Genomic DNA, 20,502 nt, shown 5'->3' with positions numbered 1-20,502 from the left:
CATGCCGCATAGCTCACTAAATTCACATCCAAGACAGATAGCAGAGGCTGAGGCATGACATTCGACACGCTTCTCGTTGCCAATCGTGGGGAAATCGCCGCGCGTATCATGCGAACCGCCCGGTCGCTTGGGCTGCGCACAGTGGCCGTTTATACAACCGCTGACGCGCGGGCACCCCATGTCGAACTTGCTGATGAGGCGGTTTGGATCGGTGAAGGGCCGATTGGTGATAGCTATCTGAACGCAGAAAAGACCATTGCTGCCGCTCAGAAAGCCGGGGCAGGGGCAATTCACCCGGGCTATGGGTTTTTGTCCGAAAATGCGGGTTTTTCAGCGGCAGTCGAGACCGCGGGTCTGACTTTTATCGGACCCGATCCCGAAGCGATCCGGCTGATGGGCGACAAGGCCGTCGCCAAACGCCTCATGATTGGCGCGGGCGTTCCCTGCGTTCCAGGGTATGAAGGCGATAATCAATCGGATACCGCTCTGGTCACAGAAGCGGACAAGATCGGCTTTCCCATTATGGTTAAAGCCGCAGCTGGTGGCGGTGGACGCGGAATGCGCGTGGTCCAATCCGCCGACGCTCTTTCTGAGGCGATTGCGCTTGCCAGATCCGAGGCCGAGAACGCTTTTGGATCCGGCAAATTGATCCTTGAGAAAGCGATCGGTGATGCGCGCCATATCGAATTTCAGATTTTTGCCGATAGGTACGGGAACGTAATTCATCTGGGCGAAAGGGAATGCTCGATTCAGCGTCGCCACCAAAAAGTCATCGAAGAAGCCCCAAGCCCCGCCATGACGCCAGAATTGCGCGAAAAAATGGGAGCCGTGGCGATTGAGGCGGCCCGTGCGGTGAACTATCGCGGCGCCGGAACCGTGGAGTTCCTATTGGAACCGTCCGGCGTTTTCTATTTCCTTGAAATGAACACCCGACTGCAGGTTGAGCATCCTGTCACCGAGATGGTCACTGGCATCGACCTAGTGGCGCTACAGATCGCTGTCGCGCAGGGTGACGCCCTTCCGATCTCTCAGGAAGACGTCACCATGAACGGCCACGCCATTGAGGCGCGGCTTTATGCCGAAGACCCCGCTAACGGATATCTACCGGCAACCGGTCCAATTGATTTCTGGCAGGCTGCGACTGGACCCGGAGTGCGTGTGGACTCCGGCATTCAACAAGGGCAGGAGGTATCGCCTTTCTATGACGCCATGCTTGCAAAGATCATTGCGCATGGTCCAACCCGCGAAACGGCACGTGCGCGGCTGATCAAGGCTGTGAACGAATCTATTTTGCTGGGAACGGTGACAAATTCGCGGTTTCTTGCAGATGTGCTGCAGCACAGAGATTTCATTGCTGGTGATGCAACGACAACATTTTTGGATCGGACCTACCCCCGGGGCTTTCCTGCGTACCGGGTAACTGCGCCGGACATCGCCTTGGCGGCTGCGCTGTTGTTGGATGCGGATCAATCCCGCGCAAGGGCGGCGTCGGGCTACGTATCCGCCGAACAGTTGGGTTGGTCCAGCGCAGCGTTGCCGCCGTTCGCCGTGACGCTTACATATGGGGACGAAGAGATACAAACGCGCGCACTCGCCCGCCCTGATGGATGGACGGTATGGGTTGAGGGCAACGCGTTTGATGTCTCGTTCATCAAGCGCAGCAGCGGGAAGGTCCGGGCACGCATAAATGACAACACCGTCGACGCCACCGCACACATAACCCGGGACACGGCCCAGATCGCCATCGGCGCCGAGCGCCTGACGTTTCGACGCCTGCGTCCCGGTGCATTGGATGCGGGAACGATCGCTAGCGGTCGCGTCACCGCCCCCATGCCGGGTGCCCTGGTCGAGGTGGCGGCAAGACCTGGTCAAAGCGTTTCGAATGGCGACTGTCTGGCCGTTCTCGAAGCCATGAAGATGCAGCACCAAATCACTGCCGCCGTTGCGGGCGTCGTGACCTCTGTACACGTTGAGATCGGACAACAGGTGGCGGCGGGGGATGTTATGATCGAGATTGACGAAACATAGGTAGAATTGGGTGTGTGTCGGCTACCGCCGCTCAGGCACTGCATCCGGGGACATCGAATAGGCAAACACAAAATCGAGGGAACAAGCAGTGCAACAGGCAATGGATTTTTTGCAAGAAAGCGAGGCATTGATTGCCATTCTAGCCGATATTTCGGGCGACCAATGGGAAAACCAAACCCAGTTCAAGGGATGGACGCTGAACGATGTTCTGGTGCATCTGCACTATTGGAACCAGATGGCCGATTTGTCGCTTCAGGACCCCGACGCATTTGCTGCGCGCATTGGCGCATTGTTTGTCAAAGCCAATGCCGAAGGGCTGCGCGCAGCCGAGAACGAAGCGATTTTGCTGCGTGGGAACGAGCTGCGCGATGCTTGGCGGACACTTTACAAAGATATTGGCACACGTTGGGCCGATCTCGATCCCAAGCACCGGGTGAAATGGGCCGGTCCGGATATGTCTGTACGCTCGTCGATCACGGCCCGCCAGATGGAGACTTGGGCACACGGGCAAGAGATTTTTGACGTTCTTGGTGTCGAGCGCGTCGAACAGGACCGAGTCAAGAACATCGTCATTCTGGGAGTGAACACCTTTGGTTGGGCTTATCAGGTCAACGACAAACCTGTGCCCGAGGCGATGCCGCGACTTGAACTGACCGCACCTTCCGGAGCCTTATGGGAGTTCGGTGAACCGGGGGACAATCGGATAACGGGACCTGCGGTAGAGTTTGCACAGGTCTCAGCCCAAACCCGCAACATCGCAGATACATCGCTGAAGGTGGAGGGGCCGGTTGCTGCCGAATGGATGTCAATCGCCCAGTGTTTTGCCGGTGGTCGCGAAACGCCTCCTGCACCGGGCAGCCGTCACCGCGCTCGGGGCGCGCAGATCGCGTGAAAGAAGTTGAATGTAAGCCTTGAACCCGGCACAAAAGGAACCACCCGTCCGACCGAAAGCGAAGATATGCTGCTGTTTAATGTGACAAAACTTGCATCTGGCCTGATCGTCGCTGTTGTCATCGGCTGGCTGCTGGTGCTGGGCAAAAGTATCCTTCTTCCGGTGCTTTTAGGCATAATCGGGATATACATTCTGGACTCGACCGCCTCGACAATCGGCCGTGTTCCGGGGTTGCGCCACATACCACGCCGCGGGCGCCGTTTGCTTGCGCTGCTTGCCATATTTCTAACGTTGGTTCTGATAGGGTTCTTTCTTGAGGCAAACGCACAAGCGGTCGCCCAGAATATCCCGCGGTACCAAACCAACCTAAAAGCGCTGGTTGACTCAGCAATGGCAATTCTTGGTGTCAAAAAACTGCCAGACTGGTCCACGATCGAGCAGACGATTGCTGGCAAGTTCGATGTTTTGGGTTTTGTGCAGGGGACGCTTTCCACAGTGCAGGGTTTCGGGACGGTCATGTTGATGACAATCCTTTATATTGTGTTCATCCTGTCCGATCTGGACGATATGCCGGAAAAAGTTAGAAAGGCTTTGGGTGATGCCGAAACAGCTGACCGGTCGCTGCAAATTGTCGCCCAGATAAACCAGAAAATCGGCAGCTACCTAAGCGCAAAGACCCTGATCAACGTCATTTTGGCTGTGATCTCATATGTGATCATGTTGTTGCTTGGCATCGAGTTCGCAATGTTTTGGGCCATATTGATCGGCCTTTTGAACTATATCCCATACCTGGGTTCCATTGTTGGTGTTCTGTTTCCCGTCATGCTGAGCCTCGTGCAATTCGGCGGCATCTGGCACGCCGGTGTCGCGCTGATCGCGCTCATGGCCGCTCAGCTGTTTGTCGGAAACTTCCTTGAACCCCGCCTGGTCGGAAACTCGGTGAACCTGAGCGGGTTTATGGTGCTGTTTTCGCTGACGATCTGGACCGCGATGTGGGGTCTGGCAGGCACCATATTGGCGATACCGTTGACTGCCGTGGTGATGATCATCTTGTCGCAAATCCATTCTACGCGACCGCTGGCGATTTTGATGTCAGAAAGCGGTGAACTTGACTGATTTTTCCAAAGCCCGGTTTTAAGTGATCGAATAATTCGTCATCTTTGGTGCGCGACCGCCACCCATTGGTCGGGGTGACGGTCGGTTCATAAGTTCTGGCGTTTAAAGCTTGATGCGGAACGCGGCGAAACCATCGGCGCCTTCGCCGGCGTCTTCGATCACCACTCCATTGACGTCGCTCATATAGTCGCGCGCTTTGGGGCCGGTTTCGAAAAGCACCGTGGTATCTGCGAGCGGGGCGAAGGACCAGTTGGCGTCCGCCTTTGGATCGATTGTGCCCTGTTCGACAATGTAACGCACGATGACGTCGCGGTTGGTGTCTGGGGCCTCGAAAACAATCGTGTCACCCAATGCGCCCGGGAAGGACCCACCGCCAGACGCGCGGTAATTATTGGTGGCGATGATGAATTCCATGTCATCCGTAACCGGCGTGCCGTTGAAGGACAGGTTCACAATCCGCGCCGCGTCTGGGTTTACTTCTTCGCCTTTTGGTCCAAATCGCGAGGGCTGCGACAGGTCGATCTGATAGGTCACGCCGTCCATTACATCAAAATTGTAGGATGGGAACTCTGGATTCAGCAGGATTGCGTCGGCCGAGCCGGGCTCAACCTGATTGAACATGCCTGCCGAACGCTCCAGCCAACCCCGGACCTGCGCGCCGTTCACACGAACCGCCCGCACGGTGTTTGGATAGAGGTACAGGTCAGCCACGTTTTTGATGGCCACATCGCCCACTGGAACGTCGGTGTAATACTCTGGCCCACCACGGCCACCGGCCTTGAAGGGGGCTGCGGCTGATAGGATGGGCAGCCCCTCGTGCTCGGTGCCCTTCATCATCTCTTCAACATACCATTTTTGTGCGATCGACACGATCTGCACCGACGGATCATCCGCGACGAGCGCGAAATAGCTGTGCAAAGGCGCGGACGTCTTCCCTACGGCGCGGCGAACATATGCCAGTGTTTCGTCGTGATCTTTGGCAACCGAATCCAGAACTGTCTGGTCGTCGCCAACCAGCGCGGTGATTGAGCGATCTTCGTTGCGCTTTGAGATCGGGCGCGCCTCGGATGTCGTTGTTACAACGCGCCATTCATTCCCGTCGCGTTCCAGCAGCAGGTCCAGCAGACCCAGATGCGAGCCCCAGAATCCGCCCATGACTGCCGGTTTGCCCAATAGTGTGCCTTTTTCGACGTCGATGCCCGGACGATCCGCAAAGGTGGGCGAAGGGAAGACCAGGTGATTGTGGCCTGTGACCAGCGCGTCGATGCCCTCAACACCGGCCAGCACGACTGAGGCGTTCTCCATCCCATCTGTATGATCGGCCTCACCGATGCCCGAATGAGATAGGGCAATGATCAGATCACAGCCTTGCTCTTGCATCTCGGGCACATAGGCTTGCGCCGTTTCAACGATGTCGCGAGCCTGAACGTTCCCTTCAAGGTGCTTGCGGTCCCAATTCATGATCTGTGGTGGGGTAAAGCCAATAACGCCAACCTTGATTGGATGCTTGCTGCCGTCGCCCATTTCAATTTCGCGGTCCAGAATGGCGTAAGGCTTGACCAGGGTCTTATCATCGCGTGGCCCTGCACCTTGTTCTTTGGCGATGTTGGCCAACACGATAGGGAAATCTGCGCCAGCGAGCGACTTTTCCAGAAAATCCAAGCCGTAGTTGAATTCGTGATTACCCAAGGTCGCAGCGTCATAGCCGACGGTATTGAATGCGGTTATGATCGGGTGGGCGTCGCCTTCCTTCATGCCGCGTTCATAGGCGATGTAATCACCCATCGGGTTGCCCTGCAAAAAGTCACCATTGTCTACCAGCAACGAGTTGGTCGCCTCAGACCGAATATCGTTGATGATCGATGCCGTGCGCGACAGGCCCACGGTATCGCGCGGCTTGTCTGCGTAGTAATCATAAGGGAAGACATGCACATGGATATCGGTGGTTTCCATGATCCGAAGATGCGCCTGATTGTCGGCAGCAGCGGCCGAAAACGGGTGTAGGGTAATTGCGGCGGCGCTGGCCGTAGTTGTGGCAAGGAACTGGCGGCGAGACATCGAAAAATGGCTGGAGGAGGTCATTCGGAACCTTTCAATATGTTGGCTAACGCGCCTTCTGCATGACTTACAAAACAACCGTGTGACACTGGTATCCAAAGCGTTTGCAGCGGCGCGGCGCATGCGGGAATGTTTGGTACTGATGCCCATTGTGATCTGCTTACCCAATCATGGCAACATGTGTCGATTTGAGACGGTTGATTATCGCGCGGTGCATATTGCGGAAATAGCGACAGCGGCATTGGGATAGAATGTTCCGCATCGTTTGCTAAAGCGGCGTTGGCACAGCGGACCATTGCAAGCATCCGCGTTTTTCCGCCTGAGTGACGCAGATGGTAAAATTTGGTTGTGATAACGATCTTTATCTATAAAAGAATGTGTAGCCATGAGAGTTCTCGAAAAGTATCTATAAAATGAAAAATACCTCCCCGATATGGTCCCGCGACGCTGCTCAAGCTCTGTATGACCTTCCGCTGATGGATTTGCTGTTTCGCGCGCAGACAGTGCACCGGGAGAACTTTGATCCCAACAAGGTCCAGACATCGAAACTGCTGTCGATCAAAACAGGTGGCTGTGCCGAAGATTGCGCCTATTGCTCGCAATCAGCACGGAACGGATCCAAACTGTCGGCTTCGAAACTGATAGAGGTTCAGCGCGTTCTGACCGAAGCCCGCAAGGCCCGCGACGGCGGGGCAACCCGGTTCTGCATGGGCGCTGCGTGGCGCGAACCCAAAGACCGGGATATGGATGCCCTTGTTGCCATGGTCGAAGGCGTGCGCGAGATGGGGATGGAAACATGTATGACCCTTGGCATGCTGGACGACAATCAGGTGGTCCGTTTGCGCGACGCAGGGCTCGATTATTACAACCACAACATCGACACATCTGAGCGGTACTATCCCGAAGTCATCACCACTCGCACCTTTGCAGACCGGATTGACACGATGAACCGTGTGCAGGAAGCGGGTATCAAAGTCTGTTCCGGCGGTATCCTCGGAATGGGCGAAGAGGTTCAGGACCGGGTCGATATGCTTGTCACTTTGGCCAATATGAACCCGGCGCCGGATTCAGTGCCGATCAATATGCTGATGCCGCAGGAAGACACACCATTGGCAGACGCGAAGCCCATCGACCCGATCGACTTTGTGCGGGTAATAGCCGTGGCGCGGATAATGATGCCGCAGTCTTATGTTCGTCTGTCCGCAGGGCGCAGCGATATGAGTGAGGAATTGCAGGCCATGTGCTTCTTCGCCGGTGCGAACTCGATCTTTGTTGGTGAAACGCTTTTGACGGCAGAAAACCCCGAAGAAGACACTGACGCCATTCTGTTCAAGAAGCTGGGTCTACAGGCAGAAACGTCAGTTGAAAAATCCTGTCTGGACGCTGCTGAATGAAGGCATTGAGTCGTCTGAGCTCGATGCTTGAATTGCTGGGCACCCGGCATCGTCGCCGGGTGTTGGCACCTCGGCGCGGTCGGGACTTTGCTTCCAACGATTACCTTGGTTTGGCACAATCATCGCTCCTGCGGGATGCAGCCCAAAAGGCATTGGGGCGGGGTGTGCCACTGGGATCCGGGGGCTCTCGTCTGTTGCGGGGCAATCACCCTGAGCATGAGGCGCTGGAACATGAGGCTGCCGCGTTTTTCAACGCTGAGGCGGCTTTGTTCATGGGCGGGGGTTTTCAGGCAAATCAGGCAATTTTTTCGACCCTCCCAGCAGCCGAAGACCTGATCCTTTATGACGCTTTGGTTCATGCCAGTGCGCATGAAGGCATGCGGATGGGGCGTGCCCAAACACGTGCGTTTGCCCATAACGATGTGGCAGCGGCCCGCCTGGCAATTGAGGGATGGTTGGCAGAGGGCGGAACAGGCCAAATCTGGATCGCCGTGGAAAGCATCTATTCCATGGAAGGCGACATTGCGCCTCTGAACGCGCTATCGGATCTCGCCCTTGAACATGGTGCCATATTGGTCGTGGACGAGGCCCACGCGACCGGAGTTTTTGGTCCGAACGGTAGAGGCTTGGCACATGGCCTGAAGGCTGATCTGCTGACTCTGCACACCTGCGGGAAAGGATTGGGGGTTTCGGGCGGGTTGATTTGCGGCCCGCGGGTGATGATCGAAACACTGATCAACCGCGCGAGGCCGTTTATCTTCGCGACAGCCCCGTCGCCCTTCAATGCGGCCTTGGTTCGGGCGGTGCTGCAGCATCTGCAAACGGATCGTTCGTTGATACTGAACGCCCAGTCCCGAACCCGCCACGCGCATACCATCGCACGTCAGATCGGAACACCCCAAGAGGCGCTGAACAGCCAGATTATCCCCATTATTCTGGGCGATGACGCCAAAACCATGGAAATGGCCGCAACGTTACAGGCCAAAGGTTTTGATGTCCGTGGTATCCGGCCGCCGACCGTGCCACGGGGCACGTCGCGCCTGCGCGTGTCGATCACCGGCAACGTGGACAAGGATGACATAAGCGCTCTGTTCGAAACACTGGCGCATCAACAGACGGAGGCGGCATGAGCGCTGTTATCGTCACGGGCACCGACACCGGCGTCGGAAAAACGGTTTTTGCTGCGGGACTGACGGCCACGCTTGGCGCAACCTATTGGAAGCCAGTGCAATCCGGGCTTGAGGATGCAACGGACACAGAAACCGTCGCGGCGCTTTCCCGTGCCGAAATTTTGCCGGAAGCCTATCGCCTGAACATGCCAGCCTCACCCCATTTGTCGGCCGAAGACATGGGCGTCGAGATTTCGCCGGATCGACTTGCGCTGCCGCAGGTCAACGGCCCCTTGGTCGTCGAGGGGGCAGGCGGGATCATGGTGCCGCTGAACCGCAAGACCTTTTTCCTTGATGTCATCTCGGGGTGGCAGGCACCCGTGGTTCTTGTGGCCCGGACCGCGTTGGGGACGATCAATCACACAAGCCTGTCCCTGATGGCCTTGCGGGGTGCAGGTTGCAACGTTTTGGGCGTAGCGTTTGTAGGCGACGCTGAGCCAGAGGTTGAACAGACCATCGCCGAGATGTGTCAGGTTACCTATTTGGGACGCTTGCCGTATCTTGAAACCCTGACGCGGGAAACGCTATCGGATGCCTTCCATGTGATCGACACCGCAACAATTCGGAGAGCTTTGTGACCGCTCTGGAGTTTGATGCCCGCCACCTGTGGCATCCCTATACGAATGTTCTGAACCCCGGTCCGATGCATCTGATCACCGAGGCCGAAGGGGTATGGCTGACCCGGGAAGACGGCACTCGGATGATCGATGCTATGTCGTCGTGGTGGTGTGCGGTGCACGGGCATCGTCATCCGGCCATTACTGCTGCGATGCAGGAACAGCTGCGGCAAATGCCCCATGTCATGTTCGGTGGCCTGACGCATCGACCCGCTATTGAACTGGGTCGCAAGCTGGTCGAGCTGTTGCCTGACGGGCTGGATCGCATTTTCTACAGCGATAGCGGATCGGTCGCGATTGAAGTCGCCTTGAAAATGGCTGTGCAGTATCAGATGGCGCTGGGTCACACGGGGCGCACGCAATTTGCGACCATTCGCGGCGGATACCACGGGGACACATGGAAAGCGATGAGCGTCTGCGACCCCGAGAATGGGATGCATGGGCTGTTCAGCGGCGCGCTGTCGATCCAACATTTCCTGCCCCGCCCACCGATATCGTTTGATCAGGAATGGACGGATGATCCAACCCTGAATGGGCTGGATGCACTGGCTGAGCTGCTGGAAGCCAAGGCCGATCAGATCGCGGCCCTGATCCTTGAGCCTGTGGTGCAGGGCGCGGGTGGCATGTATTTCTATCACCCCAAGTGGTTAAAAGGCGCGCAAGACCTGTGTAAAGCGTACGGAATTCTTGTGATTTTTGACGAAATCGCGACTGGGTTTGGTCGCACGGGCGAACTGTTCGCGATGCGTCATGCCGAAGTGGTTCCTGACATCATCTGCATGGGCAAAGCGCTGACAGGCGGACATATTACTCTGGCCGCGACCGCCACGACTGAAGATGTCGCGCGCCGAATTGGCGAAAGCGAAGCAAACGTTCTGATGCATGGCCCGACCTATATGGCCAACCCGCTGGCCTGTTCTGCCGCGGTGGCCAGTCTGGACCAACTATCGGTCAGAGATTGGCGCGCCGAAGTGCACGCGATCGCCGACCAGATGAAGCAAGAACTTGCCCCCGCACGTGACTTGCCAGGCGTTGCCGATGTGCGCGTGCTTGGCGCGATCGGGGTCATCGAAATGGAGCAGTGGGCTGATCCCGCGGTCGCGCATGCGCTGGCACCCGATACCGGCGTTTGGTTGCGCCCGTTTGCCCGCAACATCTATTGCATGCCGCCTTACATCATCTCTGCGAATGAATTGAGCCGTGTAACATCGGCCATGATCTCGCTCGTCAAAGGCATGTCATGAAACAGCGGTGGTTATCGCATTCCGGAACGGATGAATTGATCCTGATCTTTGGCGGTTGGGCGCTGGGGGCTGCGCCTTTTGCTGGGCTTTCAGGGCGCGGTGATGTGCTATTCGTCGACGACTTCCGCCACCTTGACGATCCTCTGCCTGATATTGCGCAATATGACCGGGTCAATCTGATTGCCTTTTCTTTTGGTGTCGCATCTGCGGGCCACTGGCTGACGCAAACTGGATTTTGTCCCGATCGGCTGATTGCCGTCAGCGGCACGCTATGTCCGGCTGACCCCGAGCGTGGCATCGCACCGGATATGATCCGCGCCACGGCGGAAAACCTGACCGCAGCCAGTTTCGCAAAGTTCTGTCGCCGCGCCGGATTGAACGGGCCGGTTCCCGAAATTGATCTGGAGGCTGCGCAGGCAGAGCTTCACGCCGTGATCGACCGTGGTGGCGCACCCGAGGTGGCGTTTGACCGGATTTGGATCCCCCAGCGGGACCGAATTATCCCAACGCCGGCGCAAGAGGCGGCATGGGCGCACCAACAATCTGCCGTGCGTGGTATTGCCACCCCGCATGTCCCGTTTGGCGACGGTCAGAACTGGCAGGAGTGGGTCTCATGAACGTGCAGATCGCAGACCGCGTCCAGCGCAGTTTCAGTCGCAGTTTCCGCAGCTACCACGGATCGGCGAGCCAGCAGGCCAAAATCGCGGATCGGCTGGTCCATGAGATGCGGGCCGGCGGCGCGCCGGATCGTTTCCCGGCCGGTTTGGAATTTGGGTGTGGTACCGGCCACCTCACGCATCGGGTGTGTAGCGCATTCGACATTGGTCAGTTGACGGTCAATGACCTGTCGCCCGAAGCGGCTGAGACCGCAACTGCGGTCGGCGCGGACTTTTTGTGTGGTGATGCCAAAACTGTTGAATGGCCATCTCAGCCCAATTTGGTCATTTCCGCATCCATGATCCAATGGCTGTTCGATCCCGCAACCTTCTTGCAAAAGGCGGCCAACGCATTGGCTCCTGGAGGGTGGTTGGCGGTTTCGGGCTTTGGACCAGAACAGTACCGGGAGCTGGTGAAAGTCGGCTCCACAGCCAAAGCGCCGGGCCTGTGCCAATCTGAAGATTTGGCCGCGGCAGTCGAAGGCCAGTTAGAGATAATCAGTTGCGGCGAAAGCCTTTCTGCACTGCACTTTGATACACCCCGAGGCGTTCTCAATCACCTTCGAAGAACTGGGGTCAACGGGCGCGCGCAGAAGGTCTGGACCAAAACCAGTCTTTCCCAATTCACGGAACAATATGTCCGGCACTTTGGCGACGATGATGGCGTGTCCCTGACATATAACCCGACGTGGATCGTGGCCCGCAAACATGGTTGAGTGCCGCTACCAATCAATGCGCTCATAGGCTTCGGTCTGGATACACGAGATCTCAGAGCCCGGGTTGGTCAGTACCGCTTCGGCCATGACATCGCCGCCGGTTTCCGCGTCACTTTGCGCAAAATCCAAGTGCCACGGCGCGGGCGGTTCAACCAGTGTTGTTGCAGCAAGCGTTTCGGACAGATCAGGGGCAAGGTCTTTTGCGATTTCATCTGTTTGCCCGACGTCCAGCGCAAAGGAAGTCACTGAAGTCAATTGCGCCCCGTTAAATCCGATGTCCGTCACCAAGATTTCCCCTTCGATTGCGCCTTTAAATCCTGGGGGCGGGGAAATCTCAAGAAGGTCGAGATCCCAGTCGGATAGATCCGCAGAGCCGCCATCTGTCATCAGTGAATCCTCACCGCTGATCAGCAAAGTATTTGGTGGCAGCCCTTCCAAAGATACAGCAGTCTGATCACTTGCTTGGTCCATCTCGATTGCGACTGCAAAGGCCCCGTTTTCGCCGAAATTTGGGGCTGGGTCAGCCTGCAAAAGCTCGCGCCCCGTTGTGTCCGGCCCGTCCCATTCCAATTTCAATCCTGCACGACCGTAATTCTCAAAATACCGAACTTCGATATCATAAGTGCCGGGTTCCAGGTCGATTTCTCCGGACCGCGTTCGGAACCCATGCAGACCAACATTGTCCACGATCCTAACGCCGTTGACGAAGAGTGCTACGCCATCGTCCGCACCGGCAAAAAAAGTGTAAGAACCGCCTTCTTCTATTGTGATTTTACCTTCGAGTTTTGCCCCAAACGTATCCCTTGAACCGCCTTCCCAGAATGAGTTGCGACTGTTATCAAAATTGATTTCAGGCATAAATTCCTGATGCGTCGGGTCAGCGGACCAGTCGATGTCGTCCAGCTTTGACACCCTGTTGTCCATGTCAAAATAACTGGCACGGAATCCGCCCACAATTTTGGCATCTGGTGAGGGCAGGTCAGCCTGAGTTACTTCGAAAGTCAGGTATTGTACGCCGTCGTGACTGCTGTTTTCACCGGTCGGCGTAGAATGATGCAGGGCTGCTTCGACTGTTCCCGCAAACTCTGGCGGCGGTGTTATGGTGATCATCTCACCTTGCCAGCCTTCCATCTCTGCGATCCCGTCCACATTTGCCGCGAATGCGGTTCCGCCAGCCTCGACAATTGTTCCAGTCGGCAGACCTGTCAGTTCGAACGTGGTTTCATCGGTCACGCTGAGCGTTCCCATATCCACACCAATGGCAAGTGGCACGCCCGAAACGGTTTGGGCCGCGGACACGTCTGGGGCTGTAACCACCTCACGTTCGTCAAGACCTGGGCCCTCCCATTCAAGCTTCAGTCCAGCCCGGCCGTAATTTTCGAAGTATCGGATTTCGATCGAATGTGTTCCCGGTTCAAGCTCAATTTCACCTGTTCGAGTTCGAAACCCGTGCAGCCCGTCATTTTCAACGATCTGTTGGCCGTTGATTACCAACATCGCCCCATCATCGGCGCCCAGAAAGAAAGTGAATGTTCCGCCTTGCTCAACTTCGATGCTGCCATTGATCTGGACGCCGAACGTGTCTTTCGCGCCTCCATCCCAAAATGTGTCGTGACCGTTAGCGTAGTTGATTTCGGACGTAACCTCTTCATGGGTCGGTTCTGCGGTCCAGTTGATGTCTTCCAGTTTGGAAAGACGATGATCAACGTCGAAATATTTGGCGTGAAACCCTGACGAAAACGTCATCTCGTCCGTATCCGCCACATTGACAGTAAAGCTTTCGGAGTGACGCAACCCGCCTGCGTCGATCACCGTGACATCAACGGTGACCGAGGATGCCTCTTCATAGTCCAACGCAACACCGGGTTTCAGACGCAGTTGACCACCGATGACTTCGAACCGGTCATCCGAGATTTCGAACCTATGGGTGTCGTCCTGATCCGGATCCTCAAAACTGAGCTGCCCGACAACGGCCCCATCAACATTTTCGGCTACGGTCAGCTCTGCGGCGGTCAGTGTGATGTTATCAACCAAGGCACCGTAGGTATCATTCTGTCCCTCAGGTTCGCGCAGTTCCAGCGTGTCTTGTCCGGTCCCAACGACCTGCAGCTGGAACGTTTCCCAATCTGCGGATTGCGGGTCCAGCTCCGCCACCAGATTGCCGTTCCAATAGACCTCGACCGTATCGGTTCCACCTGCTAGACGCTCACGCAGGTCAACGCCCAGATCATAGAGTTGACCATCCTCTGTCTGGACGACCTGGGAAATACTGTCGATGCCCCGACCATGATCCATCTCGAGCAGCTGATCGCCATCGGATGCACTCGTACCGCCTAAATGATCCCAGATTTCCATTCCATGCGCGTCTTGCCAGGACCCGCTTTCATCCGAGCCAAAGCCTTTCCACCTGCCTTTATCCAAGTCAAATTCTTCGAAACTGCCATTCTGAATGAGGTTTTCATAGGTATTGTCCAGCACAAGGCTTGTCGGACCCTCGTTCACATCCTGAACGTCCACGATGAAACGCTCGGTCAGGTTGGCCCCGCCAGAGTCTGTGACTGTGACGACGACCTCAATCTGTGCCGCTTCCTCATGGTCCAGAACAATGCCAGGCTTTAGCTGCAACTTGCCGTCAACGATGTCCAAACGGTCGTCCGAGATGTCAATGTTGTGCGTGTCCGATGCATCCGGGTCCACGATGGAAATGTTTCCGATCACCGCGCCATTGGCGTTCTCCGCAACAGATGTGTTCTCCAGAGTGACCTCTTGTGGCGGGTTGTTTTCGGTCTGTGTGTCGGTTGAAACTGCCGGCGCTGCATCCAGATTGGGTACGCTTGGCGGCTCTGGACGAGAGGCCGGACCGCTTACATGGGTTTTTGCCACACTTTCGGTTGTTTGGGGCGTTGAAATTGCAGCACGGAATGTTTCCATTCCGGCGGCGCTTTCGTCAATTTCCGTCGCCTCTGCCTTGGGGTTCTGTGCAATTGACCCAGCCGACGAGCTCGTTGAATGCAAAGTGTGGGCGACAGGATCAGCGTTTGTGACGTTGCCGGATTGTTGTGCATGCACGGTGCGTGGGTTCAACTCTTCCGGGGCACCTTCGCTCCGAGTGCTAGGTTCCATTGTCCCAGAGAACTGTTGGCCTGTGTGTAACGAACTGCGCGTCGGATCTTCGCTTGGCCCGACAACATTGCGGGAAAGATGAGAGGCGATCTCGTGTTGTTCGTCCATATCCGCCTGTGCGGACCTTGTGTGAAAATTCAGGTCGTTCTCTTGTTTACCCATCGCACAATTCCCCAAACAACAACTGATTCACCGAATTTGGTAACACGCGTCCGTCGATATTTGGTAACTAAGCGTTTAAATTTAAAGGTAAATCCTAGGCAAGATGCGCCGGGGAATTTACGGGTCTTAAACGGAAACCGACCACTCCTGCTGAAATGACCAAGGGGGTGGAAAGCATCATGGAACCGCGTGGATTTGTTGGTCGCATTTCGGCTCCTCACTTTGATATCCCGCTTTGGGTTGCCTCTCTGACTATGAATGTTCTGTCGCTTTTGATGCCGATTTCCATCTTGCTGATATTCGATCGGGTTATCCCATTTCAGTCTACAGACACGCTGCGCGTATTGACGGTGGCACTGGTGATCGGTGCCAGTATGGAGCTGATGCTGAGACAGTGCCGTGCCGTCCTTTTGACAACCACGGCTGAGGGGGCAGCGGTCTGGAATTACCGCCGCTTTATGACCAAAGTCCTGAACGCGAATTCTCTGGCCTTCTCGCGCGAACCCGCCAGCAATTATGCGGAACGCTACGCAGCTATCGGCCAGTTGCGGGACTACCATTCAGGGCAGGGGCAAACACTCTCGATTGATCTTCCCTTTACAGTCTTGTTTGCGATTTTGATCGGATTGATCGGGGGGTGGCTGATTTTGGTGCCATTGGGCGCGTTCTGCGTTGTGATCATCTTCGCAGCGGTCATGAAGCGGGGGCAGTGGGCTTTGTTCAAGCACCGCAAGTCCCTGGACACACGCCGATACGCGTTCTTGTCCGAGATTTTGTCGAATATGCCCACGATCAAGGCAAACCGGATGGAGCCACAAATGGCCCGCCGCTTTGAATTGCTTGAAGATCAGACCGTCGATATCAGCAAAAAGCTGATCCATTTCTCGAGCTTCGCACAAAGCTTTGGAGCCATTTTCTCGCAGATGACTGTTGCCGCGATGGGGCTGCTGGGGGCCTACTTGGTGATCATCAACCTGATCGGTATCGCCGAATTGGCTGCCTGCATGCTGTTGAATGGCCGAATTATCCAGCCTTTGACCAAACTCATGGCGATGTGGGTTCAGTCGGAAAACTCTGCCATTTCACAAGCACGATTGAACGAAATGGAACAGCTTGAAATCGGGCAAAGTGCAGGGCTTTCCTGCGATCACTTGGGTCAGATCAAGGTGTCCGGTTTGTCCATGCGCCGTTTGAAAGGAGAGGGGAGAGCTTTCTTGCCCCTCAACTTACAGGTGGAGCAAGGGCATGGCGTTTTGATTGAGCCCGAAGAAAGCTGGATGGTCGAAGCTTTGTTTGACGCAATGACGGGGCAGCGAGAGCCAGATGAGGGTAGATTGTTCATTGGCGGCTTGCGGGCATCACAGTTGATCGGGTTGCGCGGGCAGGACGCGCTGGTTGCGCTCGAAGCCGAGCCCGCGATCCTGTCGGGAACACTGCTTGAAAACATCAGCGCTTTTGGTGACGCAGAGACCGTTGATCGCGCCAAGCAAGTTGCCGTCGCCCTTGGGCTAGAGAAACGCATTCACCGTTTGCCCATGGGTTATGCAACCCAGCTTAACACCGGAACCGGGTTTGAGGCCGACCCGGTGAACCGGCATCTCATTGCATTGACACGGGCCTTGGCGCTGCGGCCGCGGGTGCTTTTGATGAATGAACCAACAGCGGTTCTAGATACAACGGAACGCCAAGCTTTGGCGGATTACCTCCAATCCGTGTCACCGCGGCCCACGATATTTGTGGCAAGCCCGGACCCTCGGATGAGGAAGATAACGGACAAGTGCGTTCGCTTAAGTTCTTCAAACGCCCTGGATCTGGCGGCATGGGCGGTGGACGCAGATCTTGAACGCACTGCCGCGGAAGCCTGGAAAAAGGGTGCTGCATGACCGTAATGAACACTCAGATTGCAAGCGGGATGCTATTTAGACTGCTTTCGGCGGGTGGGTGGCGCAATAGTGAAGACCGGCTGCTTGAGGCGTTTCCGCACGTGCTGGATCGGCTCCACCCGGATGACATTTTCGAGACGTTGGAAAACCTCCATATCCCCTACACGCAGATCAGATGTCGTGAACGCGAGATCACGGATCACGAATGCCCGGCATTGATAATACCGGACAATGGTGCCTGCTACCTGGCGTTGGCCCGGACGGGCGGCACGCTGCAAATCAACGACGATCTGAACCCAGATCTGAACCACCTCAAGCCCGGCCGCCGATGGTGCACCGTCGTCCGGATCGACCGCTTCACGCATCACCAGACAGACAGGCGGTTCACATCTGTCCGCTCGGCATTCGCAGAATTAGGCCCGATGTTGCCCTGGCTGCTGATCGCCTCGTTGTTGTCCAACGTTCTGGGGCTTATGGCGCCATTGCTGATCATGGGCATCTATGAGCGGGTCATCCCGTCGGGTTCTGTTAGTTTGCTGGTTTCGCTGATGATCGGTGTGGTGATTGTGGGTGCGTCAGACCTGTGCTTCCGCCATGCGCGCACGCGGGCGTTGGCATATGTTGGCTGGCGTGGAGAGCGTCAGTTGATGATTGTGCTGTTTCGCAAACTGATGTCACTGCCGCTGAGCCAGCTCGGGAAAACGGATGTAAACCAACAGCTATCGCGTTTTCGCCAATTCGAATCGTTGCGCGATGCATTTACCGGGCAGGTCATGACGACCCTTCTGGATCTGCCATTCGTGGTGATTTCCTTTGCGGTCCTTGCATATCTCGCACCGCAGGTCGCGCTGCTGACGCTCGGCTTGGCGGTCTTTCTTGTCTTGCTTGGCGCAATCATCATCCCACATCAAAAACGGTTGGATCAAAAAACGACAGAGGCCGCCGCCGCTAGCCAGTCGGGCGTTCAGGACGCTATTCTTAACCAGCGGGCCATTGCAAATCTGGGGATGCAAAACCAATGGTTGGACCGCTGCATGCCTCTTGCACAGCGCGCAGAAACGGCCGCGCGCCGCAGCCGTCAGTTTCAGGCGCTCGCGCAATCATTGGCTCAATCCGTCACGGCACTTGCGACGATGGGGGCAATCATCTTGTGCGCGCATGGCGCGTTGCGCGGTGATATCAGCTTTGGTGCGTTGATCGCCTCGATTGCGTTGGTGTCCAAAATTCTGGCGCCGATTCAGTCTCTATATTCCAGCTTCCCCCAGATCCTTTCCTTCCGAAGCAGTCGAAATCAGGCGGATCGCGTCCTTGATCTTGGCGAAGAGATCGAAGTGGGGCTGGAACAAACGCACCAAAAAACTTTAAGCGGCGCGATTGCATTTTTCTCTGTCACGTACCGGCCGGACCCTTTGAACGCGCCTGTCCTTTCGCAAGCCAGTTTCAACTGTGATCCGGGCGAAGTGGTACTGGTCATGGGCCGCGATGTGGCAGGTCGCACAGCGGTGCTTGATCTGATCGACGGCCTCAATACGCCTTTGGCTGGTACGATTGAACATGACGGCATCGACATTCGTCAGATTGCCAGGGACGAATTGCGTAAATCCATAACCTACGCCACCTATAACATGTCGATGTTCTACGGCACTGTTGCCCAGAACTTTCGATTGGCTTCGCCGTCTCTTACTGATGACAACATAATGTCTGCTTTGACCGACATGGATTTGCTGGATGACCAAGGTCTTCTGCCAGACGGCATCGACACTCGTTTGACCGACAGTGACCTGGCGCAGATGCCATCGGCAACCTTAAAGTCGCTGGTTCTTGCACGCAGCATGGCGCGCCCTTCTTCGGTCTATCTGTTTTCCGAGCCAACCAACGGCCTGTCTGATCATCGACGGATGTGTTTCAGAAACTGGATTCGCGCGCAGCAAGGGCGCAGGACTGTGATAATCGCAACGGCGGATCGCTCATTCATGCAGATCGCCGACCGTTTCATCTTTCTGAATGGCGACAAGGTTGTCGTGAACAGCGCTGGTGATGCGGGGCGCAAGAGACTTCAGGCCGTATTGAAAACGCTTGGGAGGGCACAGTGAAATCAGGTCCAAAGAAACGTGACACGTCCGGTCCAATGCAACGTGCAAATTGGAGGCGCCGAATGCGGCGGCCTAGATTTGCGGCCTTCCTCTCGCTTGCGGTTTCGGCCATGGTTGGATGCTTGGTGGTTCTGGCAGGGCAAACTACTGTTCCCCAGGTAACCCGCGCCCCAGGGACGATCCTGCCAGTTGGCGCGTATCCACAAATCGAAACGATGCCCGGCGGTATTGTCCGGGCTGTTCATGTCCGCGATGGCCAGTTGGTTGAGGCGGGGGATTTACTGGTTGAACTGCATCACCCGGATCTGACGCGGGAAAGAGACGTCACGTCGGGCCAGCTTGCTGCGGTTCAGCGAGACTTGGCCACAGCGTCCGCTGTACTGGCGGTATTGGATCGCAAAGCTGTGCCTGACAAGGCGGAAATTGATGCGCTCAAAGGCAAGGGCCTGATTTCTGCAGCGGCAAGGTTGGACCTTTATGCTGAAGGCCAACGCATTCAGCTGGCCACGATCAAGCAGCAAGAGGGGACATTGGATATCCTGACACGGGCCACGCAGTTCGCTCAGGCCCGCGTTCGAAAGAAAGAGGAGATTCTGGAGAGATATGCGCAGCTACGGACGCAGGGTCTAAAATCCCTGAGCGATTTCCTTGAGGAAGAGGATGAAGTGGACGCGGTTCGCGCGGCTGCATCGGACGCCCAGGTGCGCCTTGCCGAAGCCCAGAGCGCATTGATGCTGGCCCGTGCAGCCAAAGCTGAAGAAACCCTGGCGTTGCGAGATGAGGTGCTAACTCGATGGGCCGAACTTGAGCAAAAGCGCGCGGAGTTGGAGATATCGCTGGACGTCGTAAACTCAAAATTGTCGGCACTGCGTATTTCTGCCCCAGCACGTGGAATTATTCAGGCGGTAACATATCCTAACCCAGGGGAAGTCATCGCGCCGGGCGAAGTGATTTTTGAGATTTTGCCGACCCGTCGCGCTTTGGTCGTAGAAGCACGTATCGCAAATTCCGAGGTCGGCCATGTTGAGTTGGAACAGCCGGTTTCAGTAAGCGTAGACACATTCGATGCCCGACGTTTCGGTAAGGTCGAAGGACGCCTGCAATCCATCTATCCTGTGCCTCTGACGGATGAACAAACCGGTGAAACCTATTTCAGGGCCTCGTTTAAACTGACCGAAGCCAAGGTTGGCACGGGCCCGTGGGAGCGTCCGCTTCAAGCTGGGATGACCGTTGTTGCGGAAATGACGACCGGCGAACAGACCCTGCTTTCCTACCTGTTAAAGCCGGTGCAGATGACAATGGAACGCGCATTCAGAGAGCGTTAGCTTGCAGCTGTAAATCTTTGTAATCA

Annotated in this window: 14 protein-coding genes; 12 read left to right on the top strand and 2 right to left on the bottom strand. The window is 56.2% G+C overall.

The genetic code is table 11. From position 1 onward, the window contains the following. The first annotated feature begins 54 nt into the window (after positions 1–54). The 3 genes from AC2FI8_RS07825 (at position 55) to AC2FI8_RS07815 (ending at position 4,036) form a co-directional block, all read left to right on the top strand. A complete protein-coding gene (locus AC2FI8_RS07825) occupies positions 55–2,028 on the top strand; it encodes an acetyl/propionyl/methylcrotonyl-CoA carboxylase subunit alpha (RefSeq protein ID WP_496778263.1) in 1,974 nt (657 codons plus the stop codon). 100 nt (positions 2,029–2,128) lie between these two features. Beyond that, positions 2,129–2,920: a TIGR03084 family metal-binding protein gene (locus tag AC2FI8_RS07820; RefSeq protein WP_496778261.1), complete on the top strand. Its 792-nt coding sequence runs from the start codon at positions 2,129–2,131 to the stop codon at positions 2,918–2,920. A gap of 6 nt (positions 2,921–2,926) precedes the next feature. Further along, complete coding sequence (locus AC2FI8_RS07815; protein ID WP_496778259.1) at positions 2,927–4,036, top strand: AI-2E family transporter; 1,110 nt, start codon at positions 2,927–2,929, stop codon at positions 4,034–4,036. Between the two features lie 102 nt (positions 4,037–4,138). Here the strand turns inward: AC2FI8_RS07815 and AC2FI8_RS07810 are convergent, their stop codons facing one another. Then, positions 4,139–6,118 (bottom strand): bifunctional 2',3'-cyclic-nucleotide 2'-phosphodiesterase/3'-nucleotidase, encoded by a 1,980-nt coding sequence (locus AC2FI8_RS07810; protein ID WP_496778257.1) that lies wholly within the window; start codon positions 6,116–6,118, stop codon positions 4,139–4,141. Positions 6,119–6,507: 389 nt separating this feature from the next. On the opposite strand from AC2FI8_RS07810, the gene bioB reads away from it, so the two are divergent. Genes bioB through AC2FI8_RS07780 form a run of 6 tightly spaced genes read left to right on the top strand, consistent with a single transcriptional unit; the run spans position 6,508 to position 11,890 of the window. Further along, positions 6,508–7,488 carry a biotin synthase BioB gene (bioB, locus tag AC2FI8_RS07805; protein ID WP_496755924.1) on the top strand — a complete coding sequence of 327 codons (981 nt, stop codon included), beginning with the start codon at positions 6,508–6,510 and terminating at the stop codon, positions 7,486–7,488. Next, positions 7,485–8,618, top strand: coding sequence for an 8-amino-7-oxononanoate synthase (locus tag AC2FI8_RS07800; RefSeq protein WP_496778255.1), 1,134 nt, complete (start codon positions 7,485–7,487; stop codon positions 8,616–8,618). Before bioB ends, AC2FI8_RS07800 begins: the two co-directional genes overlap by 4 nt. Then, complete coding sequence (gene bioD / locus AC2FI8_RS07795; RefSeq protein WP_282119389.1) at positions 8,615–9,235, top strand: dethiobiotin synthase; 621 nt, start codon at positions 8,615–8,617, stop codon at positions 9,233–9,235. The genes AC2FI8_RS07800 and bioD overlap by 4 nt, the downstream gene beginning before the upstream one ends. Continuing rightward, positions 9,232–10,518: an adenosylmethionine--8-amino-7-oxononanoate transaminase gene (gene bioA, locus AC2FI8_RS07790; RefSeq protein WP_496778252.1), complete on the top strand. Its 1,287-nt coding sequence runs from the start codon at positions 9,232–9,234 to the stop codon at positions 10,516–10,518. Before bioD ends, bioA begins: the two co-directional genes overlap by 4 nt. Then, positions 10,515–11,135 carry a pimeloyl-ACP methyl esterase BioG family protein gene (locus AC2FI8_RS07785; RefSeq protein WP_496778251.1) on the top strand — a complete coding sequence of 207 codons (621 nt, stop codon included), beginning with the start codon at positions 10,515–10,517 and terminating at the stop codon, positions 11,133–11,135. Before bioA ends, AC2FI8_RS07785 begins: the two co-directional genes overlap by 4 nt. Next, complete coding sequence (locus AC2FI8_RS07780; protein ID WP_496778250.1) at positions 11,132–11,890, top strand: methyltransferase; 759 nt, start codon at positions 11,132–11,134, stop codon at positions 11,888–11,890. Before AC2FI8_RS07785 ends, AC2FI8_RS07780 begins: the two co-directional genes overlap by 4 nt. Before the next feature lie 6 nt (positions 11,891–11,896). On the opposite strand, the gene AC2FI8_RS07775 is transcribed toward AC2FI8_RS07780, so the two are convergent. Further along, a complete protein-coding gene (locus AC2FI8_RS07775; RefSeq protein WP_496778248.1) occupies positions 11,897–15,175 on the bottom strand; it encodes a PA14 domain-containing protein in 3,279 nt (1,092 codons plus the stop codon). Positions 15,176–15,354: 179 nt separating this feature from the next. Between AC2FI8_RS07775 and AC2FI8_RS07770 the strand changes: the two genes are divergently transcribed. The 3 genes from AC2FI8_RS07770 (at position 15,355) to AC2FI8_RS07760 (ending at position 20,476) form a co-directional block, all read left to right on the top strand. Next, a complete protein-coding gene (locus tag AC2FI8_RS07770; protein WP_496778246.1) occupies positions 15,355–17,058 on the top strand; it encodes an ABC transporter transmembrane domain-containing protein in 1,704 nt (567 codons plus the stop codon). Next, complete coding sequence (locus AC2FI8_RS07765; protein WP_496778244.1) at positions 17,055–19,151, top strand: peptidase domain-containing ABC transporter; 2,097 nt, start codon at positions 17,055–17,057, stop codon at positions 19,149–19,151. The genes AC2FI8_RS07770 and AC2FI8_RS07765 overlap by 4 nt, the downstream gene beginning before the upstream one ends. Positions 19,152–19,213: 62 nt before the next feature. Continuing rightward, positions 19,214–20,476, top strand: coding sequence for an HlyD family type I secretion periplasmic adaptor subunit (locus AC2FI8_RS07760; protein ID WP_496778242.1), 1,263 nt, complete (start codon positions 19,214–19,216; stop codon positions 20,474–20,476). Positions 20,477–20,502: the final 26 nt, after the last annotated feature.

It is taken from the genome of Ruegeria sp. CDSB029 (genome assembly GCF_059611125.1).
The sequence above is the reverse complement of the archived record's forward strand: the minus strand, read 5'-3'. Positions and strand labels throughout refer to the sequence as shown.